Genomic DNA, 26852 nt, shown 5'->3' with positions numbered 1-26852 from the left:
TGTTAAAAATTTTTATAGATAGATCTGGAACTGAAGGATGAATTCTCCTTTAGATTTTGGTTCAGCTGTTGCGCTTGTGTAGGTTGGTCTTGTGGAGTATTGAGTTGTCAATTTTGCGTGATGGCCGTCAATAAACCAGTTTGCACCGATGTCAAATTGCGAAGACGAATTCTCTAGGGCTTTAAAGTTTTTATTCGTGTAAGCTGCAAAAGGCTGAATTCTGATTTTCGGTTTGTCGGCATTGCTTGGTAGAAGTAAACCTGCCTGTAGATAATAGATATTTCCGGTTCCGATCATTGGCTGGAGGTTTCCTGCGCCTGCAATGGCTTTATCACCAACGAAATTGGGGTCAGTTGAGCCAATATTCATAATACCAAGATTTCTCAGGTAATTCGGTCCGAAATTATAATTGTAAAATCCTGCGTAAGCGGAAAGTGCCATTTTGTTTTTCGCATTTCCTAATGGCAAATCTGCAAATGCATCAATCGCATACAGAGCAATGTCGTGTTTCTCGATTTGAGAATTGACTGAAGTTCTGGTTCCGTCTTTCTGATGGTAAAAACCGGCGCCTACATTGAAAACTTTTTTAGTTCCCAAATACGAGCCCACTTTGAAAGGCAAAAGATTGGATTCCGAGTCAAGGAATTGATATTCCACATAACCGGCCTTTGAGAATTCCGGGTTTCCGTTGTTGTCAACTGCCACTCTCGCTGCCGGATTTGTAACATCAACTGGTGTAAGGTTAGTTGCAAAAGGTTTGTTTAAACTAAAACGATATTCGAATTTGCCGTATTTTCCTTTGGCAAACATTCCCATTTGTCTGGCGAATTGGTCAGAGTTGTCAATCAATGGCCAAGTAAAAATCGGGGAATCAACAGTCAGGAAATTGAGTGTTGAGGCCATTGTCATTCTGGAAAGTCCCATATAATAATGAAGACCGGCTCCCAGACTCAAACTGAATTTTCCGGCTTCTCCTGGTAAAACCACGGCATACTCGTTCCAGGCATCGTGAAAAAACATTTGCGGTTTTTTACCGTTTCCATAACCGCCTGTTCCTGTCGTTCCGGAGCCCCCGCCATTGATAAAAGTCTGATTGTTAATTCCGAAATGCATCAAAATCATATATCGCTTCGTGATTTGTGCATAAGCGAGTGCTCTCAGTCGTCGGTTTCCGATGTTCCATGAATTTTTGGTGGCTTCATCAGAAACCATTGTTCCGGGATTCATTTCTGTATTTCTTAACCATATCTGGTTCCAAAGAATAAATCTTACATACTTATCGCCTTCAGGATTCAGATTTAATTTTAATCCATTCCCGTAATCAGGCGAACCTTGCGAATATAGGCTGGAGCTTAAAAACGCCAATCCTATAAAAGTGAGAAATTTCTTCATAAATTAATAATAATTTGGTGTTTATTTTATCATTGCCAAATTGTTATTAATATTTTGTTTACAAAAATTTAATATATATTAATGGAAAGTATATAGTTTTATTTATAATTGATGAATGATAGCTGATAAACGACTGTCTTGATTATTTATAATTTATCAACTATCATTTATTTTTTGAACCGCTCCCACTTGATCAGCATATACTTATCGGCAAATTGAGTGATGATCAATCCCGAGTTTTCAAGATTGTTTTCCTGAGAAATGTATTCTATCAATTCGTTTTGTTTCAATACTTTATAAACCGGATGGAATCCTGAATGTGGGGGTCTTGTGATATTGTATTTCTTAATCCAGGAACTGATGCTGACGTGAGAAACGCCTATGATTCTTTCAATTTCCCGGAAACTTAATCCTTCAAGATAGAGTTGTAAGGCTTTGGTGACATAATAGTCGTCAATTTGTTTCCCTAATTTTTTAACCGTAAAATTATAGTTGCAATTCCTGCAGTAGAATCTTTGTTTTCCTTTGATAATTCCACTTTTTGAAACGTTTTTGTTATTGCATTTAGGACATTGGTTTTCCATAACTATACCTTTTTAGCAAATATATAATAAATTAGCAATATTTGAATTTTACTTAAAGATAATATTATTGTTAAAATAAATTTAACAGATAAAATTATCTGAATTATTTGTTTTATAAAGTAAAATAATTTTATTTTTGCATCTTAATTTAGATAATATCAATGAAATTAGAAGTTTCTTCAGAGAAACATTTGGTTTATGTAGAAGAAATCAGAAACGAAATGGAGGATTCCGCTAAAAAACGCGGAACTGGTATCGCAAAACGTTCTTCCGAATATCTGGGCAAAAAAATCTCAGAAGGCAATTCTATTATCGCCATTGACGAAAATGGTATCTGGGCAGGCTTCTGCTATATAGAAACATGGACAAACGGTGAGTATGTAGCCAATTCCGGATTGATAGTTTCGCCTCAATTTAGGAATGCCGGTCTGGCAACTCAGATTAAGGAAAGGATTTTCCAATTATCCCGTGAAAAATATCCGAATGCGAAAATTTTTGGATTGACAACAGGAATGGCGGTGATGAAAATCAACAGCAGTTTAGGTTACAAACCGGTTATTTATTCTGAACTGACTCAGGACGAACAATTCTGGAATGGCTGTAAAAATTGTGTGAACTACGATATCTTGATGATGAAAGAACGTAAAAACTGTCTTTGTACGGCAATGCTTTTCGTTCCCGAAAATCTGAATAAAGAGAAAAAGAAAAATTTTGAATCCATAAATAATAACAATGAGTAAGAAAGTAGTTTTGGCATTTAGCGGAGGTTTGGACACTTCTTATTGCGCAAAATATCTGAGTGAAACTTTGGGTTACGAAGTTCACGCAGTTACGATTAATACAGGAGGTTTTGATAAGGAAGATGAGGTTTCGCTTAAGGCAAAAGCGGAAAAATTAGGTGTGGCTTCTTACAGGTTTGTTGATGCTTCGGAAAAATATTATAATGATTGTGTTAAGTATTTGATTTTTGGTAACGTTCTGAAAAACAATACTTACCCGTTGTCTGTAAGTGCGGAAAGAACGATTCAGGCGCAGACGATTGCGGAAGTTGCTTTGGAAATCGGAGCAGCTGCCATTGCGCACGGGAGTACAGGAGCAGGAAATGACCAGGTTCGTTTTGATTTGATGTTCCAGGTCATGTGTCCAAAAATCGAAATCATCACACCAATTCGTGATTTGAGTTTGTCGCGTGAAGATGAAATCCAATTCCTGAAAAATCACAATTACGAAATGGATTTTGACAAGGCAAAATATTCCATTAACAAAGGACTTTGGGGAACTTCGGTTGGCGGAAAAGAAACTTTGACATCTCAGAATTACCTTCCGGAAGAAGCGTTTCCGTCACAAGTTGAAAAAACAGAACCTACAAATCTGGAAATCGAGTTCAAAAACGGAGAACTGTTTTCCGTGAATGATGAAGTGTTTTCTCATCCCGTTTTAGCAATTCAGAAGATTGAGCAATTGGCTTCACCTTACGGAATTGGTCGTGATATTCACGTTGGGGACACAATTGTCGGCATCAAAGGACGTGTCGGTTTCGAGGCTGCTGCAGCGTCAATCATCATCAAAGCGCATCATTTGCTGGAAAAACACACGTTGTCAAAATACCAGCAGACGATAAAATCGCAGTTGTCAGATTGGTATGGGAACTGGCTTCACGAAGCACTTTTCCTTGACCCGGTGATGAGAAATATCGAATCATTTTTGCAGGATTCTCAGAAAACCGTTAATGGAAAGGTATTCATCACGCTTCATCCGTATCGTTTCATTCTGAACGGAATCGAGTCTGACAATGATTTGATGTCTTCAAAATTTGGAAGTTACGGCGAAGAAAATCTCGCCTGGAGTGGTGAAGATGTGAAGGGATTTACCAAAATCCTCAGCAACTCACTCAATATATATCATCAGGTTAATAAATTGAATTAACCAGAGAACTCGAAGAGTTCAATATGAATAGCCGTAGGTGAAACCTATGGAGAAAAATAAATCAAAATTTACCAGAACCCGAAGGGTTCAACAAAATAATATGAAAAAATCAGTCGGAATTATCGGAGCCAACGGTTACACAGGAAGCGAACTTGTTCGATTGCTGGCTTTTCATCCGAATATAGAATTAAAGTTTTTGTTCAGTCGTTCCAATTCCGGCGTGAAGATTTCAGAATTATATCCGGATTTGGATTCAATTTGCGATTTGGTTTTGACGAATGAAATTTCACAAACCGACATTCTTTTTCTTTGCCTTCCACACAAAGAAAGTCAGAATTGGCTGAATGAAAATCTGGTGTCAGATGAAACTTTGATTATTGATTTAGGTAATGATTTCCGATTGGAAGGAGATTTTAAAAACAGAAATTTCATCTACGGTTTAACGGAAATTTATCTTGGTGAAATCCAAAATTCTAAAAGTATAGCCAATCCTGGATGTTTTGCAACTGCGATTCAGTTGGCGTTATTGCCTTTAGCGAAAGAAAATCTGCTGAAAGATGTTTACACAACGGGAATCACTGGTTCTACCGGAGCTGGACAATCTTTGCAACCAACCACGCATTTCACTTGGAGAAATGATAATATTTCTGCTTACAAAACTTTGAATCATCAGCACGTTGATGAGATTTTAAAACAAGTCAATACGCTGAATAATCAAGAAGTTGAACTCAATTTTGTTCCGTGGCGAGGTGATTTCGCAAGAGGGATTTTCACAAGCTCTATTATCGAATGTGATTGGGAGTTGGAGAAGATTTACTCTTTATATAAAGACTTTTATAAGGATTCATTTTTTGTGAAAGTTTCAGAAAAACCGATTGATATGAAACAGGTTGTTAATACCAATTTCTGCGTTATACAAATCGAAAAACAAGGAAATAAAATAGCAGTTCATTCCGCAATTGACAACCTTCTGAAAGGTGCATCCGGACAAGCTGTCCAAAATATGAATATTGCCAATGGCTGGGAACAAAATTTAGGTTTGAATTTAAAACCTTTAGCATTTTAAAATTAATAGTCTTCGAGAGCCTCAGACTGACAATGTTTAGTAACAGAAGGTCTCTCTGAGACCAAATAAAGCTCCGGTAGGAGCAACCCTGTTAATAGCTAAGATTGTTTTAAAAAATTAAAGCTCCAGAGGAGCGACCGGTTAATTGTATTTATTTTCATCGACAATAATGATTAGAATAGAAAAAATATTGTGAGCTCGTGTTAAAAATAAGAGTTTAGGACAAAATTATTAATAAAAATTAAATTTAGGCTTCTCTAAGCGAAGCGGTTTTGCGAACTTAAAAACATTTAGTAGAATAAAAAACTTTGTGACCTTTGTGTTCAAAATAAAAATTAATCAATAATCATTTATCGATTATCAATTATAAAAATTATGAATTTATTCAACGTATATGCACTCTTCAACATCAATCCTGTAAAAGCACAGGGTTCTTTTCTCTGGGACGAAAACGGTCAGCAATACCTTGATTTTTATGGTGGTCACGCTGTGATTTCCATTGGTCATAATCATCCGCATTATGTTGAAAGGTTGAAAGATCAATTGGAGAAAATCAGCTTTTATTCCAATTCTGTGGAGAACAAGATTCAGGAAGAACTGGCTGAGAAATTGGGAAAATTGTCAGGTTACGAAGATTACTCGTTGTTCTTATGCAATTCCGGAGCGGAAGCTAATGAAAACGCTTTGAAGCTGGCTTCATTTCATAACGGGAAAAAGAAAGTGGCTTATTTCTCAGAAGCTTTTCACGGACGAACTTCCGCCGCAGTTGCCGTAACAGACAATCCAAAAATTGTTGCGCCAGTTAATGAATCTGAGAATTTCATCAAATGTGAATTCAATAATTCAGAAGAATTGGAGAAGATTTTTGCAGAAAATCAAAACGAAATTTCTGCTGTGATTGTAGAAGGAATTCAAGGTGTTGGTGGAATCAATTTATTGACGAAAGATTTCATTTTAAAGATTGAAAAATTGTGCAAGGAAAACAATTCGATTTTAATTTTGGACGAGGTTCAGTCAGGTTACGGACGTTCCGGGAAATTCTTTGCGCATCAGGAATTCAAAATCAAACCGGATTTGATTACGGTTGCTAAAGGAATGGGGAATGGTTTTCCGATGGGTGGCGTTTTGATTAGTCCAAAATTCGAAGCGAGTTACGGATTATTGGGAACCACGTTTGGCGGCAATCATCTCGCCTGCATTGCAGGATTAGCTGTTCTGGAAGTCATTGAAAATGAAAAATTAATCGAAAATTCAGAAAAAACAGGTGCTTATATTGAAGAAAAAATCAAATATTTTCCTCACATCAAAAACATCAAAAGGCGAGGTCTGATGATTGGAATTGAGCTCGACCAAGCTTGTGCAGATGTCAGGAAAGCATTGCTGTTTGAGCATTTTATTTTCACGGGCAATGCCAATGACAAGAATGTTCTGCGGATTTTGCCGGCGCTTAACATTTCGGAAAAAGAATCCGATTTGTTCATCAATGCTTTAGAAAAAATCTTGAAATCTATTGATGCGAAAAAAGAAATTATAGAATTTAAATAACGCAAAGGCGCAAGAATCAATAATTATAATGTTGAAAAGTCGCAAAAATCGTGCATTAAAATTTGCGACTTATAAAAGTCGAATTACATAAAATAATTTAGCGCCTTTGCGATAAAAAAAATAAGATGAAAAATTTCACTTCCGTTTACGATATAGCTCAATTGCAAAATACCATTGCAAAAGCTTTAAAAATAAAAGAAAATCCATTAGGAAATCCGACCAAAGGAAAGGGAAAGACAATTGGTTTGGTTTTTCTTAATTCCAGCCTTAGAACAAGATTAAGTTCACAAATCGCCGCTCAGAATTTGGGACTGAATGTCCTGGTTCTCAACGCTGCTCAGGAAGCTTGGAATCTCGAATTTGCTGACGTAACCGTAATGAACGGCGACACAGTCGAACACATCAAAGATGCGATAGAAGTTCTGAATCAGTATTGCGACATCATTGCTGTGAGATGTTTTGCAGGAATGAAAAACAAAGAAGATGATGTGAAAGAGAGTATTCTGAGCCAGTTCCTGAAACACGCCAAAGTTCCGGTTGTTTCTTTGGAATCGGCAACTCGACATCCGCTACAAAGTTTGGCAGATTGCATCACAATCACCGAAAATTGGACAGAAAATAGAAAACCAAAAGTCGTTTTGACCTGGGCGCCTCACATCAAACCGATTGCGCAGGCGGTCGGAAATTCGTTCACAGAATGGATGCAGCAGATGGATGTTGACTTTGTGATTACCAATCCGGAAGGTTATGATTTGGATAAAGGCTTCACAAAAGACACGCCTGTGATTCATAATCAGGATGAAGCGTTGAAAGATGCGGATTTCGTGTATGTGAAAAACTGGTCTTCATTTGATGATTATGCGAATATGCCAAAAGTTGAAGGGGATTGGATGCTGACGAATGAAAAATTAGAATTGACCAACCAAGCAAAGGTTATGCATTGTCTGCCAGTTCGTAGAAATCTTGAGCTGAGTGATGAAGTAATGGATGGCGAAAACTCAATCATCTATCAGCAGGCAAAAAACAGAATCTTTTCTGCTCAGGTAGTTTTTAGTGAAATTTTAGATGAATTAAAATAAAAATTAGAATAAATATTTGCTGAGCGTAAGCGCCTTTGCGAACCTTAAAATATTTTCAATAATTAATAAAAACCTTTGCGGACTTTGCGTTTAAAAAATCATCAATGCAAAAACTACACATCATAAAAATCGGCGGAACTCTTATCGATGACAAAAAAGCATTGAAAGCTTTTCTTGAGCAGTTTTCTGAAATCGAAGGAGCGAAAATCCTGATTCACGGTGGAGGAAAATTAGCAGAAACACTTGCTGAAAAACTGAAAATCACGCAGACAATGATTGACGGACGAAGAATCACGAATAAGAAAACTTTGAAAATCGTAACGATGGTTTATGCCGGACGAATTAATAAGAATTTGGTGGCAAAACTTCAAAGTTTCGATTGCAATGCGATTGGATTTTCCGGAGCGGACGGCAACGTTATCAAAGCCGAAAAAAGACAGCATCCAGAAATCGATTTTGGATTTGTTGGCGATATCGATGAAAAAAGTATCAATCACGAATTGATTATTAATATAATAAATCTGGGTCTGGTTCCGGTGTTTTCTGCAATCACTCACGATAAAAAAGGAAATCTGTTCAACACCAATGCAGACACGATTGCCGGAACTATCGCTCAGGCTTTATCAAAATATTTCGATACAGAATTGTTGTTCTGTTTCGATAAAAATGGGGTTTTGGAAAATATCGAAGACGAAAATTCGAATTTGAAAACGATCAACAAACAAGAATTTTCTGAATTAAAATCCCAAGGAAAGCTACACAAAGGGATTTTACCAAAATTAGAGAATGCTTTCAAGGCCAAAGAAAATGGCGTTCAGAAAGTGGCTTTAATCAAAGAAGAAAAATTATCAGACCAAATAAAACTACGAAATGAAGGAACTGAAATCTGTCTTTAGCAGAGAAGAATTAACGGAAAATGCAGTCAAATTGCTGAAAAAACTCATTGCAACGCCCTCTATGAGCCGAGACGAATATAACGTTTCGCTCATCATAGAAGGATTTTTCAATGAGCATCAATTGACTGTGAACCGATTCAAAAATAACATTTGGGCAACCAACAAACATTTTGATGCAGGAAAACCTTCGATTCTTCTCAATACACATCACGACACGGTAAAACCGAACAAAGCTTACACTTTGGACCCGTTTATTCCGGTGGAGAAAGATGGGAAATTATTTGGTTTGGGAAGCAACGATGCAGGTGCGTCTTTGGTGGCAATGGCACAGACATTTCTTTATTTTTATGAGGCTGAAGATTTGACTCATAATCTGGTAATTGCTTTAACGGCTGAAGAAGAAATCTCTGGTTTGGACGGAATTGAAGCTTTATTTCCTCAACTTCCGAATGTAGAATTAGCAATCGTAGGCGAACCAACCAAAATGAATCTTGCTATCGCTGAAAAAGGTTTATTGGTGATTGACGGGGAAATGACCGGAATACCTTCTCACGCAGCACATCCTAACAATGACAATGCGATTGTGAAATGTATGCAGGATTTGCAGAATATTTTGAACTTCAAATTTCCAAAAGTTTCGGATTATCTGGGTGAAGTGAAAGTGACTTTGTCGGTTATCAATGCGGGAACTCAGCATAACGTAGTTCCGGAAAAATGTAATTTCACTCTGGATGTGCGTGTCACAGACGAATATACGAACCGGGAAGTTTTCGAAATCATCCAGTCTCAGATGAAATCGAAACTCACGCCGAGGTCATTTCGTCTCAATTCCTCAAAAATAGAGGTCAATCATCCGTTTGTTCAGGCTGGATTGGCATTGGGAAGGACAACTTACGGTTCGCCGACATCTTCCGACCAGGCGATTATCCCATGCACGTCGGTCAAGTTGGGTGTTGGTGACAGTTTACGTTCTCACACTGCGGATGAGTTTGTTTATATCGACGAAATCCGCGAAGGCATCGATATTTACATCAGGATTTTAGAAAAGATATTATAGATATCAATAGCGGCGGGCTTTAGCCCGTCTTAGAAAGAAAGGTAGGAATTGGCTTTAGCCAAATTTATAGTTATAAAGTCAAGAAAATAAAAATAATTTGGGCAGCTTTCCCGTCTGTAGTTTATCCTGAGCTTGTCGAAGGGTTCCGCTAAAGTCGGGCTGCAGATTCAGCATAAAAACAAAAGAAGGTTATAAGCAATAAGTTTGTCATTCCGTAGGAAACCAGATTATTGAGATTCCTACCGGAATGACAAAAAAGCTTTAAAGTTTAAGTCTTCGCTAAGCATCGGCGCCTTTGTGAAACTTAAAAGCAGTTTGAATTTTAAAATAAACTTTGTGGACTTAGTGTTCAAAAAAATTAAGAAAATGAAAAAAATCTGGCAAAAAGACAACACAAAAACCAATGATTTGGTCAACAAATTCACAGTCGGCAAAGACCTGGATTTTGACGACAGATTAGCAAAATACGATGTGTTGGGTTCTATTGCCCACGCCAAAATGCTGGCAGAAGTTGGTTTGATTCGTTTAGATGAAGAGCAGGCGATTGTTGCAGTTTTGGAAGAAGTTCTTATCGACATCGAAAAAGGAAGCTTCGAAATTGATAAATCGGCAGAAGACATCCATTCACAAATCGAATCGATTCTCATCGAAAAACTTGGCGAAACAGGAAAGAAAATCCACACCGCAAGGTCAAGAAACGACCAGGTTCTGACAGATATTAAACTATATTTATTAGATGAAATCAGAGAGATTACAGAACTGACAGATTCTTTTTTTCAAATCTTGAAAGACAAAGCCAATCAGTACAAGAATGTTTTGTTGCCTGGCTACACACATTTGCAGGTTGCCATGCCGTCATCTTTCGGTTTGTGGTTTGGAGCGTATGCGGAATCTTTGGTGGATGATTTGGAATTGCTTTTTGCAACGAAGAATATCATTAATAAAAATCCACTCGGTTCGGCCGCTGGCTATGGCTCATCTTTCCCGATTGACAGAGAAAGCACAACCTATAAATTAGATTTCAGAACATTGAATTACAATGTGGTTTATGCACAAATGACTCGAGGAAAGTCGGAAAAGTTATTAGCTAATTCGTTGTCTGTTCTAGCTGGGACTTTGTCAAAATTTTCTTATGATGTTTGTTTTTACCTGAGTCAAAATTTTGATTTTATCAGCTTTCCGAAAGAATTTACAACTGGGAGCAGTATCATGCCTCACAAAAAAAACCCGGATATTTTCGAGTTGGTAAGAGCAAGATGCAACAGAATTCAGGCATTGCCAAATGAATTGATTTTGCTGACAAATAATCTGCCGTCAGGCTATCACAGAGATCTGCAACTGACAAAAGAAATTCTTTTCCCTGCGATTGACTCTTTGAAAGAATGCCTCGAAATCTTGATTTACACACTTCCGAATATCGAAGTGAAAGATAATATTCTGGACGACGAAAAGTATAAATATGTCTTCAGCGTAGAAAAAATCAACGAAGAAGTTAAGAACGGGAAATCATTCCGAGACGCATATATCCAAATTGGCCAAGAAATAGAAAATGGTTTGTTCGAGTATGATTACAAAGTATTAAATCATTCTCATCAGGGCAGTTTAGGAAACCTTTGCCTCGATGAAATCGAATATCAGTTCAATAAAGTTCGGGATAAATTGTTGGGGTAGTTTATCACAAAGGCACGAAGAATTAGACTATTGAACCGCTTTTTAAGACACAAAGTTTAACTTCGTTAAAATTGAGATAAATCGAAGATTTATCGTTTGAGACTTTGAGCATATTATAAGTAAAAGCTTGCGACTTTGCATTTAAAGCATTAATCCAACTTAAACTTAGTCGTTTTTTTAACTTCTGCAAGAACAATAGAACTGTGATATTGCCCAATGTGAGGACTATTTGAAATGATATTCACAGTAAAATCATTGTAAGAATTAATGTCGTTGGCAAGAATTTTTAATTGATAATCATATTCGCCGGAAAGACTTGTAATTTCCTGAATCTCATCATATTTAGAAATGTAATCTTCAAATTCTTTCAAAGTTTTTTGAGATTGCTCTTTCAGGCGGACATTACAATAAACAACAATGTTGATTCCGAGTTTTTCACGGTTCAAAATAGCTACGTATTTCTCTACAACGCCTTGTTTTTCAAGATTTTTGATGCGTTCGTAAGTGGGTGTGAAAGTAAGTCCGATTTTTTCGGAGATTTCTTTTACAGATAATGTAGAATCCTCTTGTAGAAGCGAAAGAATTAATTTGTCTTTTTTATCCAAACTCATAATGGGTGATCATTCTTTCAAAAGTAAAGAAAAAAATTGAAGGCAACAATTCAAGAATAGAAGTTCATTGATTTAACATAAAATATTTTGAATAGGATTTCATAATATCAAAAATATTGGTATCTTTGCACCCAATGAATCTGGTACAGAATTTAGCGACAAAAACAATTGGCAAGTTTGCCGACAACAACAATATTTTTTATATTTAACGAAGTCTTTTAGGCTTCGTTTTTTTTATTTAAAAATTTGAATTATGATTAAGCTTTCACGCATTTCTACTGATAGTATTGAGAAAATTTTACAAGAAGCACAACATTTTGCCGATGGTAAGATAAGTAAGGTCAAAGGTGACGTTTTCGCAGCGAACCTGTTTTTTGAGAATAGTACAAGAACAAAAACGAGCTTCGAAGTTGCTGAAAAGAGACTTGGACTTAAAGTTATTGATTTCGAAGCGGATAAAAGTTCGATTGCAAAAGGAGAGACGCTTTTGGATACTATCAAAACGCTGGAAGCCATTGGTGTGGAAGTTGCAGTTATCAGACATTCTGAAAAACGGTATTACGATGCATTGAAAGATGCTAAACTAAGTATCATAAATGCGGGTGACGGCGTTGGAAGTCATCCTTCGCAAGCGATTCTGGATGCACTGACCATCATTCAGGAATTCGGAAAGATCGAAGGGCTTAAAATCGGGATCGTAGGAGACGTGAAACATAGCCGCGTTGCAAATTCGGATGCAGGTTTATTCAGAAGATTGGGTGCGAAAGTATATTTCTCAGGACCAGAATTCTGGTTTGACGAAGGAATGCTGGTCAACGGAACTTATATGCAGTTCGATGATCTTGTGAAAGAAGTTGATGTTTTGATTCTGTTGAGGATCCAGCATGAGCGTCACGAGAGAAGTTTCAATTTCAAACCGGAAGATTATTTGAAGAAATTCGGTTTGACAAAAGAGCGTGAAGCGAAAATGAAACCGACATCAATCATTATGCATCCGGCGCCAATCAACAGAGGTGTGGAAATCGATTCAGAATTAGTTGAATGTGAAAGGTCGAGAATCTTCAAGCAAATGCAGAACGGCGTTTTTGCGAGAATGGCAATCCTTAAATATGATTTGGAAAACAAAGGATTCGAATTCATCGACTCCAAAAATTAAAATATTGATTCACGCTTTCGGGCGTGTTTTTTTTGAGTAAAAATTGAAATAAAGAAAAAAGATAGAAGAAACAAGAGCCAAGGGAAAGTCTAAAATCTGAGATCTTGGTTCTTGAATCTAAAAAAGTAAAAATGAAAAAGAAGTTAATATTAGAATCCGGCGAAGTTTTTTACGGAACGGGATTCGGAGCAGAGCAGGACACTGCGGGAGAAGTGGTGTTCAACACGGGAATGACGGGTTATCAGGAACTGATTTCTGACCCAAGTTATTGCGGACAAATCGTTTGTATGACTTATCCTTTGATCGGAAATTACGGAATTAATCGTGATGATTACGAAAGTATAGAACCTGCAATCAAAGGTTTGATTGTGAAAGAATTATGTGATTTGCCTTCCAATTTCAGAACTCAAATCACTTTGGACGAATTGTTCCAAAAGAAAAATCTATCAGGAATCTCCGGAATCGATACCAGAAGATTGACAAGAATCCTTAGAAACAAAGGCGTTGAAAAAGGAAAAATCGTAAATGCAGATGCAGACGAAAAAGCCGTAATCGAAGAACTAAAAGCAACCAATTTCCCTACAAATCAAGTAGAACAGGTTTCGACAAAAACATCTTATGCAAGTCCGGGAAGAGGTTTCAAAGTGGTTTTGGTGGATTTTGGTTCCAAATTGGGAATCATCCGCGAATTGTCTCAAAGAAACTGTGACATCATCGTGGTTTCTCACGACACAACTGCAGAAGAAATTCTACTAATGGACCCGGACGGAATAATGCTTTCCAACGGTCCCGGTGACCCGGAAGATAATGCGGAAGCTTTGGGCATGATTCAGAAATTGTTGGGGAAAGTTCCGATTTTCGGGATTTGTTTAGGTCATCAGTTGATTGGTCTGGCTTGTGGTGCAAAAACGTACAAACTCAAATTCGGACACAGAGGTGGAAATCATCCTGTTTTGGATTTGGAGAAAAACAAAGTCGCAATCACTTCGCAGAATCACGGTTATGCGATTGACCAGGAATCTTTGAAAAATACAGATTTAGTAGAAACTCACATCGCTCTGAATGACCGAACAAACGAAGGTGTAAAACACAAGATTCATCCTTGTTTCTCAGTTCAATACCATCCGGAAGCAAGTCCGGGCCCGGAAGATGCGAATTATCTTTTTGATGATTTCATCACTTTGATGGAGGATTTTAAGAAATAATAGATTGCAGATATTAGACATCAGATAACAGACTTTTATATTATGCATAATTTTGAAAAATTACTTTTCTGGCAAAAATCAATAGGACTTGCAAAAGAAGTTTACATCATTTGTGCTGATTTACCAAAAGATGAAAAATTTGGTTTGATTTCTCAAATCAAAAGGTCTGTAGTTTCAATTCCATCAAATATTGCGGAAGGAGCAGGTAGAAATAATGATAAAGAATTTTATCATTTTCTTGGAATTGCTAATGCTTCCTCATTTGAACTGCAAACGCAATTAATTCTCACAAGAGAATTAGGTTTGCTTGACTCGGAAAAAATAAATATTCTAATATTAAATCTAAATGAAATTCAAAGAATGATTTATACATTCAAAAACAATCTAAAAAAATAAATTTTCTAAGTGAGAAATTTAAATATCTCGCATTTGAAATACAATAATAAAAATATTTTCAAAGAGAGCGTCTAAAATCTGATGTCTCACATCTGAAATCTAATAAAAAAATGAAAAGAACAGACATAAAAACAATTTTAGTAATAGGCTCAGGCCCAATCATTATTGGTCAGGCTGCGGAATTTGATTATTCGGGAACACAGGCTTGCCTTTCTTTGAAGGAAGAAGGCTATAAAGTGATTTTGATCAATTCCAATCCTGCAACCATAATGACGGATGTGGAGATTGCCGACAAAGTTTATATTGAACCGATTTCTTTGGAATTCGTTTCCAGAATCATTCGCAAAGAACGTCCGGATGCGCTTCTTCCGACTTTGGGAGGACAAACCGGACTCAATATGGCGGTTGAATTACAGAAATCCGGAATTCTTGAAGAATGTAAAGTGGAAGTTTTAGGAACCAAACTTTCAGCCATCAATCAGGCGGAAGACAGAGATCTGTTCCGTGAACTGATGCGAGAACTGAACGAACCGGTTCCGGAATCCGACATCGTAAACACAGTTCAGGGGGCTTTGGATTTTGCAGATAGAATCGGTTATCCTGTGATTGTCCGTCCTGCCTTTACAATGGGCGGAACAGGCGGGGGAATAGCTTCCAACGAAACGGAACTGAAAGAAATTGCTGAATTGGGCTTGAAATATTCACCGGTAACACAATGTCTGATTGAAAGGTCAATCGCCGGATTCAAAGAAATTGAATATGAGGTAATGCGTGATTCCAACGACAACGCTATCGTGGTTTGTAATATGGAAAACATCGACCCTGTTGGAGTTCATACAGGAGATTCTATTGTGGTCGCGCCTTCGCAGACGCTTTCTGACAGAGAATATCAGTTGTTGAGAAATGCTTCTCTGAAAATCATCAGAGCTTTAGGAATCGAAGGTGGATGTAATGTTCAGCTGGCATTAGACCCGCATTCTTTTAATTATTATATCATCGAAGTAAATCCGAGAGTGTCGCGCTCATCTGCTTTGGCAAGTAAAGCAACAGGTTATCCGATTGCCAAAATCGCAGCGAAAATCGCGGTCGGTTTAACCTTGGACGAAATCAAAAATCCGGTAACAGGAACTTCTTATGCTTGTTTCGAACCAGCGTTGGATTATGTGGTGACTAAATTCCCGAGATTCCCATTCGATAAATTCGAAACAGCTGATAGAAGGTTATCAACGCAGATGAAAGCGACTGGGGAAGTAATGGCTATCGGTAGAAACTTCGAAGAATCATTGCAAAAAGCCATTCGTTCTTTGGAAACAGGAATCCGTCATTTAGGATTAAAGAAAAAACAAGCCGAAGCTTTAACAGCAGAAGAAATCGAAAGAAGAATCCGGGTTTGTGATGACGAAAGATTGTTCATTATCGGTGATGCCTTACGAAGAGGTTACGATTGGGAACAGATTGTGGAATGGAGCAAAATCGATAAATTCTTCATCTGGAAAATCAAGAAACTGATTGACTTCGAAACGACAATCAAAGAAAATAAATTTGATAAAGAAATTCTTCTTGAGGCTAAGAAGTTAGGTTTCGCAGATTTGAATATCGCACATCTTTGGGAAACAACCCAGAAAGAAGTGTTCCAGTTCAGAAAAGATAATGGAATAATGCCGGTTTACAAAATGGTGGACACTTGCGCTGCTGAATTTGAATCGGAAACGCCTTATTTCTACGGAACTTATGAAGAAGAAAACGAAAGCGTGGTTTCTGACAAAGAGAAAATCATCGTTTTGGGTTCAGGACCAATCAGAATTGGACAAGGAGTTGAGTTTGACTATGCAACGGTACATTCGGTTTGGGCAATTCAGCAGATGGGTTACGAGGCGATTATCATCAACTCAAATCCTGAAACTGTTTCCACAGACTTTTCGATTTCGGATAAATTATACTTCGAACCTTTGGCGGAAGAAGATGTAATGAACATCATTGAACTCGAAAAACCAAAAGGTGTTGTGGTTCAGTTCGGAGGACAAACAGCAATTAATTTGGCTGATAAATTAGCTGCTCACGGCGTTCAGATTTTGGGAACTTCTTTGGAAGATTTGGACAGGGCTGAGAATAGAGATAAATTTGAAAAAGCACTTCAGGATTTAGGAATTCCACAACCGTTAGGGAAAACTTCGACTTCCAAAGAAGAAGCGATTGTGATTGCCAACGAAATCGGTTATCCGGTTTTGGTTCGTCCGAGTTATGTTTTGGGAGGAAGAGCGATGGAAATCGTTTATTCAGAAAAAGAACTCGCTCACTATATGGAAAATGCGGTGGATGCAAGTCCGGAACATCCGGTTTTGATTGACCGTTATCTGACAGGAAAAGAAGTGGAAGTAGATGCGATTTCCGACGGTGAAACCGTTGTGATTCCAGGAATTATGGAACATATCGAGAGGGCAGGTGTTCACTCCGGAGATTCTATTGCGGTTTATCCGCCTCAGACTTTGACGGAAACTCAAATCAAAACTCTTGAAGATTATACCCAAAGATTAGCAAAAGGATTGAATGTCATTGGATTAATGAATATTCAGTACGTGATTTCTGGCGGGGAAGTTTTCGTCATCGAAGTGAATCCGCGTTCGTCCAGAACCGTTCCTTTCTTATCGAAAATCACAGATGTTCCAATGGCAAATTTGGCAACAAAAGCAATTCTTGGAACAAAACTGAAAGACCTTGGTTACCAATCAGGATTGATTCCAAATAAAGAAGGGATCTTCGTGAAAGTTCCGGTCTTCTCTTTCAGCAAATTGACGAAAGTTGATATCCAATTAGGACCTGAAATGAAATCCACAGGAGAAGTAATGGGGAAAGATTCTACCTTCGAAAAAGCTTTGTATAAAGGACTAATCGGAGCAGGAAGAAAAGTTCCAACACATGGTTCTATTTTGTTCACAGTTGCGGATGCAGATAAGGAAGAAGCTTCTGAAATTGCCAGAAGATTTCATACAATCGGTTTCAGGATCTGGGCAACGGAAGGAACGGCGAAATACTTCGAAGAAAAAGGGATTCAGACGAAAATCGGTTACAAAATAGGAGAAGAAGATGTGAATCTTATTGATTTGATTCAGAAAGGTAAAGTTCAATATGTTGTGAATACGACGACAAAAGGAAAACAATCCGAAAGAGACGGTTTCCAGATCCGAAGAATGTCCGTAGAAAACGGCGTTCCTTGTCTGACATCAATGGATACGGTGGAAGCGATTCTGAAAGTGATCGAAAGTATGAGTTTCAAGATGGAAACGATGTAGTTTCCTAACTTTATAAAAATGAAAAACCGAAAGATGAGTCTTTCGGTTTTTTTATGGATATTTTTCAGGGTTTTGTGAAGTGTGGAAAACTCTTGCAATTACAATTGTACTTTCTTTTTTGTCAACAGAGAAAAATACTAAGAACGGATATTTTCCTAATGGTTTAGCTCGGAATTCTTCAAACCAAATTTTAAAATAAGGATTGTCAGAAATTATTTTTATTGATTTTCTTAAGTCCTTAATAAAATTATCTGCAACTTTTTTGCTTGCGTTTTCCTGATAATATAAATATGAATTTTCTAGGTCTAATTTTGCTTCGTCTGAAATAATGACTTTAAATGCCATATTTTTCACTCATTTCGTTCAGAAAAATATTGATTTCTGTATGTTCAGAATAAGGACGTTCTTTTATTTTGGAAAGACTTTTTTTTTGTTCTTCAGAAAGTTCGAAATTATGTTCTTTATTATCATCAATTTCAGATAAATAAGCCGAAATCCTTTCCAGGACTTCTTTTGGAACATTTTTTAATTTGTCTGTAATTTCTTGATAAAGCGTTTGTTTAGAAATATCCATCATTTATAATTTTATCAAAGTTAGTAAAATCATTATAATATGATAATTTATTGTACTTTTAAATCAAATAAAAATCTATGAAAATATCACACATTTTATCTTTAGGGATTTTCTCAATGTTATTATTCTCCTGCGCAACTGTTCACGACAGGCTGAACACAGGGACTATTGTACGAGACTGTACAGGAACATACCTGAGAGTAGCCGAGAATGAAGATTATTTGGTTTGTAATGCCGAAATTCTGGAATCTAAAAAAGACGGCGAAAAAGTATCTTTGGTCTATGACAATACGGATAAATGTCCGGAAAGAGACGGCAAAATTATGTGTATGATGTATCATGAGAACAAAGGAATGATCAGGGTCAAAAGCCTAAAATAAACTTTTAAACTAAATAAAAAACCTCATCTATCTGATGAGGTTTTTTTTGTTGAAAACAGATCGATCACAGACTTTCAGCTACAACAACATGACTTTTGGATACATCGTTTTTCTTGCGCTTGCGGAACTTTGCAATAACAAAAAGAAAAACAAATGCAACTAAAAAACAGCACCGTTCTCATCACAGGCGGAACCAGTGGGATAGGGTTGGAACTCGTAAAACAATTGACCGAACAAGGTGCAAACATCATTGTCACCGGTCGAAATATCAAAGCATTGGAGAATACGAAGGCAAAATTCCCAAACATTCATACCTTCCAAAGTGATGTAAGTAATCCCAAAGATATCAAAGATTTATATGATACGGTTACTACACTGTTCCCGGATCTGAATATCATTATCAACAATGCCGGTTTGATGCGTCTCATTGATTTGCAGGACAGAAGTCTCGACCTCGAAAATATCAATCGTGAGATTACCACCAATCTTTCCGGAACTATCCAAATGGTTCACCAGTTCCTGCCACATTTGCTCAAAAAGAAATCGGCAGGGATCGTCAATGTATCTTCGGCGATTGCTTTCATGTCCTATTCTTCTGCCCCGATCTACAGCGCAACAAAAGCAGGTGTTCATGCTTATACGCAAGCTTTGCGATTGCAATTGGAAAATACCAATGTGAAAGTTTTTGAGATGATTCCTCCCGGTGTAAATACGAATCTGCAAAACGATTGGGCGGTAAAACCTAACCCAAAAATGATGATGGATGTTGATAAAATGGTGAATGTCGCGATCCAGGGATTACTGAAAGACAAAAAAGAACTGAAACCTCCGATGGTGGGTATCATCAAACTTGCATCCAGGCTTTTTCCGAATATGTTGCTGAAATTCGGACATAGCGAATTCAAAAAAATGAAAAATATCCAAAATTAATTGATATGAAAAAGTTATTTCTTTTATCGATGATGATTCTGATATCATCTCTATCATTTGCTCAAAAACTCTCGGCAGATAAGATTATTGGAAACTGGCAAAGCATTGACGGCGATGTGAAATTGAAATTTGAGATCTTCCCACAGAACGGAAAATATTTCGGGAAACTTCTCTGGGCATCCAATATGTTTGAAGCTGACGGAAAAACCCCGAAAAAAGATCTTAAAAATCCTGACGCAAAGTTAAGAAACCGTTCCCGTCAAAATATTATTAACATCACCAATCTAACATTTGATGATGGTGAGTATTCCGGAGGGAAACTATATAATCCAAGTGACGGAAATTCTTATAGCCTGAAAGCAAAGCTTACCGACATCAATAATCTGCAGTTCAGAGGATATATGGGAGTTTCCCTTCTAGGAAAAACGATGAAATTCAGAAGAATCCAGTAATATTTAAAAATTAGAAAATGAGCAATAACGAAAAACTGGCAACACATTGGACTTTATTATCTCAAATGTTGCCTCCATTGGGTATTATTTTATATTTCAGACATAGAAATTCTTTTCCCAAGAAAGCAAAACAAGCCTTGAGGTCAGCATTGATAGGAATTCCTGTCGGATTCGCAGTCAATTATTTATTTTTTAAATTTATCCTAAAATAAAAATACAATGATTAAAAGTATAATTTCTTTGATATTACTGATTACTTCGGTCTTTCTGAATCTGAAACACGGCTGGGATAGTTTTAATTATAAAAGCAATCCACAATCTCTCAAGATGATGAACGAGTTGGGAATCAGCGAAACGTATATTCCCGTTCTCGGGGTTTCAATTATATTGATTACCATTTTGTTACTTATTCCTAGGACTTTTTTCCTCGGAAATGTCCTTAACGCAATGTCAATCGTTTTGATTATGGCTTTGGCTATGAGAGTGGGAAATTTTAAAATGGTTCTGATGGAAATTCCTTTCCTGATGATTCCTCTGATCATGATCTGGCTGAAATATCCTTTTAAAAACTGATTGTTATGAATTCGAAACCCGTTCGTTTTAAAACCATTACAGAAGCGCATCGTGCATTCGGTTTGCCAAGTCCCGAACATCCGTTGATAAGTGTTTTGAATTATGCCGATTTGAACGTTCCGAATAACAACAGCGAAATCAGTGCAACATTTGATTTCTACTATATTTCGCTAAAAAAAGGCTTTACCAACAAGCTTTTTTACGGTCAGCAGACATACGATTTTGATGAAGGAATGCTCTATTTTGTTGGTCCTAACCAGGTTTTGAGAGGAGCCGGACCGGAACCGGATGACGACCTTTCCGGCTGGGTTTTGCTCATTCATCCTGATTTCCTTTGGGGAACTTCTTTAGCCAAAACAATAAAGAAATATGAGTTTTTTGGCTATTCTGTGAACGAGGCCTTATTCTTATCGGAAAAAGAAAAAAATATTCTGAATGGAATAGTAGCCATTATTCAAAACGAATATCAGTCGAATATTGATAAATTCAGCCAGGATATTATGATTTCGCATCTGGAAACTTTGCTTAATTATTCGGAAAGGTTTTACCAGAGGCAATTCCTGACCAGGAAAAAGAGCAATCATAAAATTCTGGAGCAGATGGAAGAGCTGCTGCAGAATTATTTTAATGATGAAGATTTAGTATCGAAAGGTTTACCGAGCGTTCAGCTTGTAGCAGATTCACTCCATATTTCGGTAAAATATCTGGGAAGCCTTCTGAAGCAGCTGACAGGTCAGACGACACAACAGCACATCCACGAAAAACTGATTGAAAAAGCCAAAGAAAAACTGTCGACCACCGGATTATCGGTAAGTGAGATTGCATACGAACTCGGGTTTGAGCATTCGCAGAGCTTCAGCAAATTATTTAAAAGTAAAACTAATCAAAGTCCGTTAGAATTTCGGGCGGCCTTCAACTGAATTATTGGATCTTGAAATAAGGTTCATTAAAATATTGACTTGGCTTGATGTAAACGCGTTCCGTTTCCGCATCAAAGATCCAATTGAATCTTCTGATCAGATCAGCTCCAAAGTAACTTGTGGATTGATTTTTAATTTCCCCACTAAAAAATCCGGCCGAAACAGCGCATAAAAAGAAAAAGATTGTTTTCAATGTCTTAAAGTTCAATGATTGTTGTCTCAAATTTAGAACAAATTTATTTCTTCAGAAGATTGATGCTCACTGTCGCCAATTCAGAATCCGGAAATTTCTTGAAGAGATTCGTGTCAGGTTCCAATCCGGATTCTTTACAAATCCTGTGGAAAACGTCCACTTCTACAATGTATTGGTCGGAAAATCCATGTGTAGCATCGTAAGCTGTCGCTGCAGTCAATCCCAGATTTTTCGAAGTGATTTCCGGCGACAGTGTATGAAGTTCGATCAATAACAATCCGAATTTTTCTACGTAAGGTGTCCATTTTTGGAGATGATTCAGCAGGTTTTCTTCCACATCTCTGTTGGACAATCGTTTTCCTCGGAAAGCAAAAGCGCCGGTTGACGTGCTGATTCTATCAGAATTAATTTCCAAAGTGTCTTCCCAAATCCTGTTGTGGTCAAGGAAAGTTCGGATGTTAAGCAGATCTCCGAGCTCGATGTTGTAATCGGAATATAAATCTTCCGCCAACTGTTTCGGATTACCGATGTCGCCCCAGATCACTTTTGCCCAGATGTCATTTTTGATGAGATTGGCTCTTGTCACTTTCAACGCAGCTTGATTGTAATCTGCACCTACCAAAAACAAAGGATTTTCTTCAAGATGTTTTCCTCGCAAAGTCTGCCTTTCGATGACTTCGTAAAGATGTTGCAGAAGCGCTCCGTTTCCGCAGCCCATATCCAGAATTCCTTTTGGCTGTTCATTCAAAGGACGGTTGAAAATCTCAATAATAAATTCATCGATCACTTTGAAATAGGTCAAATGGGCGCCACCGCTTCCCCAGACGTTCATTTCCCGGTTCACGTGGATCTCGTCCTCACCATCTTCAATTTCCCGGATTTCAGAAGCTTTCCCAAAGATCAATTGATTCAGCTTTGAAAACATCGGAAGATAAGAAACTGTTACGCCATAAGCGGTTGCCCTTCTTGCAAAGAATAATCCGGTTTCTGTGAACTGGAAGTTTTTTCCTTTCTTTGAAAACCAACCGAGTTCTGAAAGGTAATCAAGGATTTTTCCAAAATATTCAGGGTATTTATGGAATTCTTCTGCGCTGAAACTCGCTTCCATAAAATATTTGTGGAACATTCCGCTCATTCCCAATTTGATGATGATTGGTCCTACCAAAGCACCTTCGATATGTTTTTGGATCTGATAATCCAAGGCAGATTCGTCTGTATTGTCGTTCAGAAATGACTTGTATTTCTCAAAAAGTTGGATCCATTTTTTACAAAGGCTTTCCGTCAGTTCTTTAGAATTGATGACTTCAAAATCTGCCAAGAACTCAGCTAGATCAACATAAATGTTCTGATGAGAAAAAGCGTCTTCAGTATTAGAATTAACAGAGATTTTGATAATATCAGATCGATTGTCTAATTCATAATTCAGAAAACCTTGTGAGGCCAAAACCCGCAACGCAACATTCAGATAACCTTCGTTAGCCTCAAATTTTTCATTGATCTCGGAAAGTTCCAGATTATCATTAGTAAGGATGAAATCCAAAACTTTTTTCCTTGACAAAGCTGAGATTACCGGCGCTGTAACGATGCCGTCCAAATGTCTGAAAATAGATTCACGAAGTTTTCTCTTGTCCATAAAACGGTTGATTTTGTGCTTTGGAAGATAAATATTTTCCGTTAATCTTGACAAAGAAAAAATACTTGTTCATTTTTCGGTTGTTGATTGCATCTGAAAACATCTAAATTTGTATCATTCAAGACAATCGGTTATGGAATTGAGTAGCGAAATAATGTATCAGGCATCTTTTGATAAGAATCCCGAATTCGAAGGGGTTTTCTGGATGGGCGTGAAAACAACAGGGATTTTCTGTCGTCCAACTTGTACGGCAAGAAAACCGAAACCTGAAAATGTGGAGTTTTTTGATAATATAAAAGATGCCATACAGAAAGGATATCGTCCTTGCAAAGTTTGTAAGCCATTGGAAAATCCGGATGAAACACCAGTCGAAATTCAAAAACTGTTGGACGAATTATCTGCTGACCCAGGTCTGAAATTCAAAGATGTTGATTTGATAAACCGAGGAATAGAGCCTGCAACCGTAAGACGTTGGTTCCTGAAACATCACGGTATGACCTTTCACACTTTTCAAAGAACGTTCAAGATCAATTCGGCTTTCAAGAAACTTCAGCAAGGCGAGAATGTGCTGAATGTGGCTTTGGAAAACGGTTATGAAAGTTTGAGTGGTTTCAGTGACAGTTTCAAATCGATAATCGGAGCTTCTCCAAAAAAATCGAAATCGGAAAAGATAATTGATCTTAAAAGAATTGAAACACCACTCGGAACTATGATTGCCTGCGCCAATGAAAACGGAATCTGTATGCTGGAATTTTCCGACAGAAAATCACTTTCAAAGGAGTTGGACGATATTTCAAAATACTTCAAAGCCAATATTATTCAGGGAGAGAATCCTCATTTTAAAATATTAGAGAAAGAATTGGAAGAATATTTCGAAGGCAAAAGACTGGATTTCACCGTTCCGCTTGCGCCTGTTGGTACGGACTTCCAAAAGAACGTTTGGGAGATCCTGAGAACTATCCCTTACGGAACTACGAGAAGTTACCAGCAACAAGCCGATATTCTCGGAAATCCAAGAGCCGTAAGAGCTGTTGCCAATGCGAATGGGCTTAATAAAATATCAATCATCATCCCGTGTCACAGGGTCATTGGAACCAATGGGACTTTGACAGGTTACGGTGGTGGGATCTGGCGAAAACAGAAACTATTGGAACTGGAGAAAGCAATCCTTTTCTAAATTCCCCTTCTCTGAAGAGGTGGATTTCGAACTTTTTCAAAAGACGGGGTAGTTAAAAAAATAGGCGTAGAGAACCTTTGCCTGAAATATAATATCTCGCAGATTAAGTTGATCTTGCAGATTTATTAAAGATTCCTTTAATTTGCCAAATCAGCGAGACTTTAAAATAGAAACTATGAAACCAGAAGAATTGAAAAATATAGCCAACCTTTGGTTCAAAGCATTTAATGAACAGAATTTGTATGATCTGCTCGATCTATATGATGAGTCCGCACAACATTATAGCCCGAAACTAAAAGCCAGAGAGCCTGAAACTAATGGCCTGATCAAAGGTAAGGAGACGCTGGGACGTTGGTGGAAAGGCTGCTTCGAAAGACTTCCAACACTCAAATATGAAGTCAATAAACTAACAGCAGATTCTGAACAGGTTTTTATGGAATATACCAGAAAAGTAGAAGGAGAGGAGGATATGGAAATCGGAGAAGTATTGGAGATCAAAGATGGTAGGATTGTTTTCTCAAGAGTCTATCACGGTTGAAAGAAACAAGATAAAAGAACAAAGAATCAAGAAAGACTTCCCTTCGTCAAGCTCAGGATAAACTTCACCTCAGCCTGACACCGTACAGACAAAAATTATTCATCAGTCTATTCTCTATCTGTCCATCATCTATTAGTCTAAAAATTATGAACATCCAGCTCATTATAGAGAACGAAAACGTAAAACTCATTCCTTTGAAAACAAGTGATCTTGAGAAATTGTTCGCAGTTGCATCTGACCCTTTGATATGGGAACAACATCCGAACAAAGACCGCTACAAAAGAGACGTCTTCGAAACTTTCTTTCGGGGCGCAATGGAAAGTAGGGGAGCTTTTAAGATCATTGATAAAGAATCCAATGAAATTGCAGGAAGCACAAGATTCTATGATTATAATCCGGAAGAAAATTCTATCTTCATTGGATATACATTCTATGGCAGAAAATTCTGGGGCTCAAAACTAAATCCTCAGGTCAAAAAATTAATGCTGGATCATATTTTCCAGTTTGTGGATAAGGTCAATTTTCACGTTGGGAAGGATAACATCCGCTCTCAAAAAGCGATGGAAAAACTGGGTGCAAAGAGAGTTGATGAGGTCAATGTTGCCTATTACGGAGAACCTGAAAAACTGAATATTGTTTTTGAAATCAATAAACTATAAAAAATGAAAAAATACAGAGTCCAGACCAGACCATTTGTCGTCCCGACAACAGACGGTAAGCTGATTGAAGAACATTGGGGAAATTCCACCAGAACATCCGATATCTCCATTGCTCATATGATTGCACCACCAGATTGGGGAGAGCCGCATCAGACACCGGAATTTGATGAGTTCACGGTCATTCTTTCGGGAAAGAAACATTTTGAGATAGATGGTGATTCTATTATTCTGGAAAAAGGACAAAGTATCTTGATTGAGAAAGGAGCGAGGGTCCGTTACTCCAACCCGTTTCATGCACCTTGCGAGTATATTGCCATCTGCCTGCCCGCTTTTTCTATGGAGCTTGTGAATAGAGAACCAGAATAGATCAATTGACTGATTTACAAGGAAAGCTGACCAAGAATACTTGTGAGTCTTTCACTTCTACTGATTGCGGGAATTGATACCAAGATGTTGATGATTGTCTGCTTAGAGTGATGGTTCATCTTGTCTTTGTCAAGATAGGCTTTGATCTCTATGGCTTTTTCCTCGGGGATCGCTATGTTGGACAATTCATTTTCCAATTCGGAGATAAGGTCTCTTATTGTCATTATTTTTTCAGTGGTTTATTTATTTTAAGTTTTTTAGAGTGTGGGGATTTTAAGACATTATCCCGCTTTAGATATTTCGATATCATAGACCGGTTCTGCACTTTCGACGGTATCGTCTGTATCCAATTCCAGTATCAGGGCATTTCTTCTGAACCAGTTCCTTATTATATAGATCAGTTGTGTCCCTTCAAGTTCCAAATAGTCGGGAGTGCCCAGAAGAGTGTATATCTCTTCTTTGGTCTTTCCTATTAGTTGATAGGCATTTTCCATCAATTGCTTTGTGATCTTCATATTTCTAATACTTTTTAGGCGTAAGAAAAATACCGTTTTACTATAGGGCTTTAGCATCATAGTAAAAC

31 protein-coding genes are annotated in these 26852 nt (G+C 37.5%); 22 read left to right on the top strand and 9 right to left on the bottom strand.

The features are described from left to right. Positions 1-12: 12 nt before the first annotated feature. Both K319_RS0115515 and K319_RS0115510 read right to left on the bottom strand, forming a co-directional pair. The gene (locus K319_RS0115515) at positions 13-1392 is read right to left on the bottom strand and encodes a hypothetical protein (RefSeq protein ID WP_027384423.1); all 1380 of its coding nucleotides are present in this window, start codon (positions 1390-1392) and stop codon (positions 13-15) included. A gap of 167 nt (positions 1393-1559) precedes the next feature. Beyond that, positions 1560-1976, bottom strand: coding sequence for an IS1/IS1595 family N-terminal zinc-binding domain-containing protein (locus K319_RS0115510; protein ID WP_027384422.1), 417 nt, complete (start codon positions 1974-1976; stop codon positions 1560-1562). Between the two features lie 161 nt (positions 1977-2137). Here K319_RS0115510 and K319_RS20600 point away from each other — a divergent pair, with 161 nt between their 5' ends. From K319_RS20600 to argH, 8 genes are all read left to right on the top strand, one after another. Further along, on the top strand, positions 2138-2716 hold the full coding sequence (locus K319_RS20600) for a GNAT family N-acetyltransferase (protein WP_034671966.1): 579 nt from the start codon (positions 2138-2140) through the stop codon (positions 2714-2716). Then, positions 2709-3902 carry an argininosuccinate synthase gene (locus K319_RS0115500; RefSeq protein WP_027384421.1) on the top strand — a complete coding sequence of 398 codons (1194 nt, stop codon included), beginning with the start codon at positions 2709-2711 and terminating at the stop codon, positions 3900-3902. Before K319_RS20600 ends, K319_RS0115500 begins: the two co-directional genes overlap by 8 nt. 100 nt (positions 3903-4002) lie before the next feature. Beyond that, entirely contained in the window at positions 4003-4968 is a 966-nt protein-coding gene (gene argC, locus K319_RS0115495) for an N-acetyl-gamma-glutamyl-phosphate reductase (protein WP_027384420.1), read from the top strand. Positions 4969-5343: 375 nt separating this feature from the next. Further along, positions 5344-6513 carry an aspartate aminotransferase family protein gene (locus K319_RS0115490; RefSeq protein ID WP_027384419.1) on the top strand — a complete coding sequence of 390 codons (1170 nt, stop codon included), beginning with the start codon at positions 5344-5346 and terminating at the stop codon, positions 6511-6513. 125 nt (positions 6514-6638) lie between these two features. Beyond that, on the top strand, positions 6639-7592 hold the full coding sequence (locus tag K319_RS0115485) for a Rossmann-fold NAD(P)-binding domain-containing protein (RefSeq protein ID WP_027384418.1): 954 nt from the start codon (positions 6639-6641) through the stop codon (positions 7590-7592). A gap of 104 nt (positions 7593-7696) precedes the next feature. Next, positions 7697-8488 carry an acetylglutamate kinase gene (gene argB / locus K319_RS0115480; RefSeq protein WP_027384417.1) on the top strand — a complete coding sequence of 264 codons (792 nt, stop codon included), beginning with the start codon at positions 7697-7699 and terminating at the stop codon, positions 8486-8488. After that, a complete protein-coding gene (locus K319_RS0115475) occupies positions 8463-9545 on the top strand; it encodes a M20 family metallo-hydrolase (RefSeq protein ID WP_027384416.1) in 1083 nt (360 codons plus the stop codon). Before argB ends, K319_RS0115475 begins: the two co-directional genes overlap by 26 nt. A 366-nt stretch (positions 9546-9911) precedes the next feature. Continuing rightward, a complete protein-coding gene (gene argH, locus K319_RS0115470; protein WP_034671963.1) occupies positions 9912-11216 on the top strand; it encodes an argininosuccinate lyase in 1305 nt (434 codons plus the stop codon). 149 nt (positions 11217-11365) lie between these two features. On the opposite strand, the gene K319_RS0115465 is transcribed toward argH, so the two are convergent. Then, a complete protein-coding gene (locus tag K319_RS0115465; RefSeq protein WP_034671959.1) occupies positions 11366-11827 on the bottom strand; it encodes an Lrp/AsnC family transcriptional regulator in 462 nt (153 codons plus the stop codon). A gap of 253 nt (positions 11828-12080) precedes the next feature. Here K319_RS0115465 and K319_RS0115460 point away from each other — a divergent pair, with 253 nt between their 5' ends. The 4 genes from K319_RS0115460 (at position 12081) to carB (ending at position 17874) form a co-directional block, all read left to right on the top strand. Then, complete coding sequence (locus tag K319_RS0115460) at positions 12081-12983, top strand: aspartate carbamoyltransferase catalytic subunit (protein WP_027384413.1); 903 nt, start codon at positions 12081-12083, stop codon at positions 12981-12983. A 131-nt stretch (positions 12984-13114) separates the two neighbouring features. Further along, entirely contained in the window at positions 13115-14188 is a 1074-nt protein-coding gene (locus K319_RS0115455; RefSeq protein ID WP_027384412.1) for a carbamoyl phosphate synthase small subunit, read from the top strand. A 42-nt stretch (positions 14189-14230) separates the two neighbouring features. Beyond that, a complete protein-coding gene (locus K319_RS0115450; RefSeq protein ID WP_027384411.1) occupies positions 14231-14584 on the top strand; it encodes a four helix bundle protein in 354 nt (117 codons plus the stop codon). A 110-nt stretch (positions 14585-14694) separates the two neighbouring features. Further along, on the top strand, positions 14695-17874 hold the full coding sequence (gene carB, locus K319_RS0115445) for a carbamoyl-phosphate synthase large subunit (RefSeq protein WP_027384410.1): 3180 nt from the start codon (positions 14695-14697) through the stop codon (positions 17872-17874). Between the two features lie 51 nt (positions 17875-17925). On the opposite strand, the gene K319_RS0115440 is transcribed toward carB, so the two are convergent. Then, a complete protein-coding gene (locus K319_RS0115440; RefSeq protein ID WP_027384409.1) occupies positions 17926-18219 on the bottom strand; it encodes a type II toxin-antitoxin system RelE/ParE family toxin in 294 nt (97 codons plus the stop codon). Then, positions 18209-18448, bottom strand: coding sequence for a hypothetical protein (locus K319_RS0115435; protein WP_034671956.1), 240 nt, complete (start codon positions 18446-18448; stop codon positions 18209-18211). Before K319_RS0115435 ends, K319_RS0115440 begins: the two co-directional genes overlap by 11 nt. A gap of 77 nt (positions 18449-18525) precedes the next feature. Here K319_RS0115435 and K319_RS0115430 point away from each other — a divergent pair, with 77 nt between their 5' ends. The 6 genes from K319_RS0115430 to K319_RS0115400 all read left to right on the top strand — a co-directional run bounded on the left by K319_RS0115430 (position 18526) and on the right by K319_RS0115400 (position 21703). After that, a complete protein-coding gene (locus K319_RS0115430) occupies positions 18526-18828 on the top strand; it encodes a hypothetical protein (protein WP_027384407.1) in 303 nt (100 codons plus the stop codon). Positions 18829-18981: 153 nt separating this feature from the next. After that, complete coding sequence (locus tag K319_RS0115420; RefSeq protein WP_027384406.1) at positions 18982-19758, top strand: SDR family oxidoreductase; 777 nt, start codon at positions 18982-18984, stop codon at positions 19756-19758. Between the two features lie 5 nt (positions 19759-19763). Next, positions 19764-20210, top strand: coding sequence for a DUF2147 domain-containing protein (locus K319_RS0115415; protein WP_027384405.1), 447 nt, complete (start codon positions 19764-19766; stop codon positions 20208-20210). Positions 20211-20227: 17 nt separating this feature from the next. Beyond that, positions 20228-20422 carry a hypothetical protein gene (locus tag K319_RS0115410; protein WP_027384404.1) on the top strand — a complete coding sequence of 65 codons (195 nt, stop codon included), beginning with the start codon at positions 20228-20230 and terminating at the stop codon, positions 20420-20422. Positions 20423-20429: 7 nt separating this feature from the next. After that, positions 20430-20783: a hypothetical protein gene (locus K319_RS0115405; RefSeq protein ID WP_027384403.1), complete on the top strand. Its 354-nt coding sequence runs from the start codon at positions 20430-20432 to the stop codon at positions 20781-20783. Positions 20784-20788: 5 nt separating this feature from the next. Next, positions 20789-21703 (top strand): helix-turn-helix domain-containing protein, encoded by a 915-nt coding sequence (locus tag K319_RS0115400; protein WP_027384402.1) that lies wholly within the window; start codon positions 20789-20791, stop codon positions 21701-21703. Between the two features lies 1 nt (position 21704). Here K319_RS0115400 and K319_RS0115395 read toward each other — a convergent pair whose 3' ends face one another. Further along, complete coding sequence (locus tag K319_RS0115395) at positions 21705-21896, bottom strand: hypothetical protein (protein WP_027384401.1); 192 nt, start codon at positions 21894-21896, stop codon at positions 21705-21707. A 43-nt stretch (positions 21897-21939) separates the two neighbouring features. After that, on the bottom strand, positions 21940-23529 hold the full coding sequence (locus tag K319_RS0115390) for a class I SAM-dependent methyltransferase (RefSeq protein ID WP_027384400.1): 1590 nt from the start codon (positions 23527-23529) through the stop codon (positions 21940-21942). Positions 23530-23662: 133 nt separating this feature from the next. On the opposite strand from K319_RS0115390, the gene K319_RS21885 reads away from it, so the two are divergent. From K319_RS21885 to K319_RS0115365, 4 genes are all read left to right on the top strand, one after another. After that, positions 23663-24706: a bifunctional transcriptional activator/DNA repair enzyme AdaA gene (locus K319_RS21885; RefSeq protein WP_027384399.1), complete on the top strand. Its 1044-nt coding sequence runs from the start codon at positions 23663-23665 to the stop codon at positions 24704-24706. Between the two features lie 175 nt (positions 24707-24881). Then, complete coding sequence (locus K319_RS0115375; RefSeq protein WP_027384398.1) at positions 24882-25244, top strand: nuclear transport factor 2 family protein; 363 nt, start codon at positions 24882-24884, stop codon at positions 25242-25244. A gap of 146 nt (positions 25245-25390) precedes the next feature. Next, positions 25391-25903 carry a GNAT family N-acetyltransferase gene (locus tag K319_RS0115370; RefSeq protein WP_027384397.1) on the top strand — a complete coding sequence of 171 codons (513 nt, stop codon included), beginning with the start codon at positions 25391-25393 and terminating at the stop codon, positions 25901-25903. Positions 25904-25906: 3 nt separating this feature from the next. Next, entirely contained in the window at positions 25907-26269 is a 363-nt protein-coding gene (locus K319_RS0115365; protein ID WP_027384396.1) for a cupin domain-containing protein, read from the top strand. Positions 26270-26283: 14 nt separating this feature from the next. Here K319_RS0115365 and K319_RS0115360 read toward each other — a convergent pair whose 3' ends face one another. After that, positions 26284-26493, bottom strand: coding sequence for a hypothetical protein (locus K319_RS0115360; protein WP_027384395.1), 210 nt, complete (start codon positions 26491-26493; stop codon positions 26284-26286). 57 nt (positions 26494-26550) lie between these two features. Then, entirely contained in the window at positions 26551-26784 is a 234-nt protein-coding gene (locus K319_RS0115355) for a hypothetical protein (RefSeq protein WP_027384394.1), read from the bottom strand. Positions 26785-26852 lie beyond the last annotated feature (68 nt).

The sequence above is a fragment of the Epilithonimonas caeni DSM 17710 genome, assembly GCF_000426465.1.
In the GTDB taxonomy this organism is placed as follows: Bacteria; Bacteroidota; Bacteroidia; order Flavobacteriales; family Weeksellaceae; genus Epilithonimonas; species Epilithonimonas caeni.
The sequence above is the reverse complement of the archived record's forward strand: the minus strand, read 5'-3'. Positions and strand labels throughout refer to the sequence as shown.

Excerpts from the sequence above, each read along its gene's own strand:
- K319_RS0115420 (WP_027384406.1), top strand. The coding sequence starts at position 18,982 with ATGCAACTAAAAAACAGCACCGTTCTCATCACAGGCGGAACCAGTGGG.
- K319_RS0115450 (WP_027384411.1), top strand. The coding sequence starts at position 14,231 with ATGCATAATTTTGAAAAATTACTTTTCTGGCAAAAATCAATAGGACTT.
- K319_RS0115465 (WP_034671959.1), bottom strand. The coding sequence starts at position 11,827 with ATGAGTTTGGATAAAAAAGACAAATTAATTCTTTCGCTTCTACAAGAG.
- K319_RS0115355 (WP_027384394.1), bottom strand. The coding sequence starts at position 26,784 with ATGAAGATCACAAAGCAATTGATGGAAAATGCCTATCAACTAATAGGA.
- K319_RS0115460 (WP_027384413.1), top strand. The coding sequence starts at position 12,081 with ATGATTAAGCTTTCACGCATTTCTACTGATAGTATTGAGAAAATTTTA.
- carB (WP_027384410.1), top strand. The coding sequence starts at position 14,695 with ATGAAAAGAACAGACATAAAAACAATTTTAGTAATAGGCTCAGGCCCA.
- K319_RS0115490 (WP_027384419.1), top strand. The coding sequence starts at position 5,344 with ATGAATTTATTCAACGTATATGCACTCTTCAACATCAATCCTGTAAAA.
- argC (WP_027384420.1), top strand. The coding sequence starts at position 4,003 with ATGAAAAAATCAGTCGGAATTATCGGAGCCAACGGTTACACAGGAAGC.
- K319_RS0115500 (WP_027384421.1), top strand. The coding sequence starts at position 2,709 with ATGAGTAAGAAAGTAGTTTTGGCATTTAGCGGAGGTTTGGACACTTCT.
- K319_RS0115390 (WP_027384400.1), bottom strand. The coding sequence starts at position 23,529 with ATGGACAAGAGAAAACTTCGTGAATCTATTTTCAGACATTTGGACGGC.
- K319_RS0115485 (WP_027384418.1), top strand. The coding sequence starts at position 6,639 with ATGAAAAATTTCACTTCCGTTTACGATATAGCTCAATTGCAAAATACC.
- K319_RS20600 (WP_034671966.1), top strand. The coding sequence starts at position 2,138 with ATGAAATTAGAAGTTTCTTCAGAGAAACATTTGGTTTATGTAGAAGAA.
- K319_RS0115510 (WP_027384422.1), bottom strand. The coding sequence starts at position 1,976 with ATGGAAAACCAATGTCCTAAATGCAATAACAAAAACGTTTCAAAAAGT.
- K319_RS0115410 (WP_027384404.1), top strand. The coding sequence starts at position 20,228 with ATGAGCAATAACGAAAAACTGGCAACACATTGGACTTTATTATCTCAA.
- K319_RS0115375 (WP_027384398.1), top strand. The coding sequence starts at position 24,882 with ATGAAACCAGAAGAATTGAAAAATATAGCCAACCTTTGGTTCAAAGCA.
- K319_RS0115435 (WP_034671956.1), bottom strand. The coding sequence starts at position 18,448 with ATGGATATTTCTAAACAAACGCTTTATCAAGAAATTACAGACAAATTA.
- K319_RS0115515 (WP_027384423.1), bottom strand. The coding sequence starts at position 1,392 with ATGAAGAAATTTCTCACTTTTATAGGATTGGCGTTTTTAAGCTCCAGC.
- K319_RS0115400 (WP_027384402.1), top strand. The coding sequence starts at position 20,789 with ATGAATTCGAAACCCGTTCGTTTTAAAACCATTACAGAAGCGCATCGT.
- K319_RS0115360 (WP_027384395.1), bottom strand. The coding sequence starts at position 26,493 with ATGACAATAAGAGACCTTATCTCCGAATTGGAAAATGAATTGTCCAAC.
- argH (WP_034671963.1), top strand. The coding sequence starts at position 9,912 with ATGAAAAAAATCTGGCAAAAAGACAACACAAAAACCAATGATTTGGTC.
- K319_RS0115440 (WP_027384409.1), bottom strand. The coding sequence starts at position 18,219 with ATGGCATTTAAAGTCATTATTTCAGACGAAGCAAAATTAGACCTAGAA.
- K319_RS0115405 (WP_027384403.1), top strand. The coding sequence starts at position 20,430 with ATGATTAAAAGTATAATTTCTTTGATATTACTGATTACTTCGGTCTTT.
- argB (WP_027384417.1), top strand. The coding sequence starts at position 7,697 with ATGCAAAAACTACACATCATAAAAATCGGCGGAACTCTTATCGATGAC.
- K319_RS21885 (WP_027384399.1), top strand. The coding sequence starts at position 23,663 with ATGGAATTGAGTAGCGAAATAATGTATCAGGCATCTTTTGATAAGAAT.
- K319_RS0115475 (WP_027384416.1), top strand. The coding sequence starts at position 8,463 with ATGAAGGAACTGAAATCTGTCTTTAGCAGAGAAGAATTAACGGAAAAT.
- K319_RS0115430 (WP_027384407.1), top strand. The coding sequence starts at position 18,526 with ATGAAAATATCACACATTTTATCTTTAGGGATTTTCTCAATGTTATTA.
- K319_RS0115415 (WP_027384405.1), top strand. The coding sequence starts at position 19,764 with ATGAAAAAGTTATTTCTTTTATCGATGATGATTCTGATATCATCTCTA.
- K319_RS0115365 (WP_027384396.1), top strand. The coding sequence starts at position 25,907 with ATGAAAAAATACAGAGTCCAGACCAGACCATTTGTCGTCCCGACAACA.
- K319_RS0115370 (WP_027384397.1), top strand. The coding sequence starts at position 25,391 with ATGAACATCCAGCTCATTATAGAGAACGAAAACGTAAAACTCATTCCT.
- K319_RS0115455 (WP_027384412.1), top strand. The coding sequence starts at position 13,115 with ATGAAAAAGAAGTTAATATTAGAATCCGGCGAAGTTTTTTACGGAACG.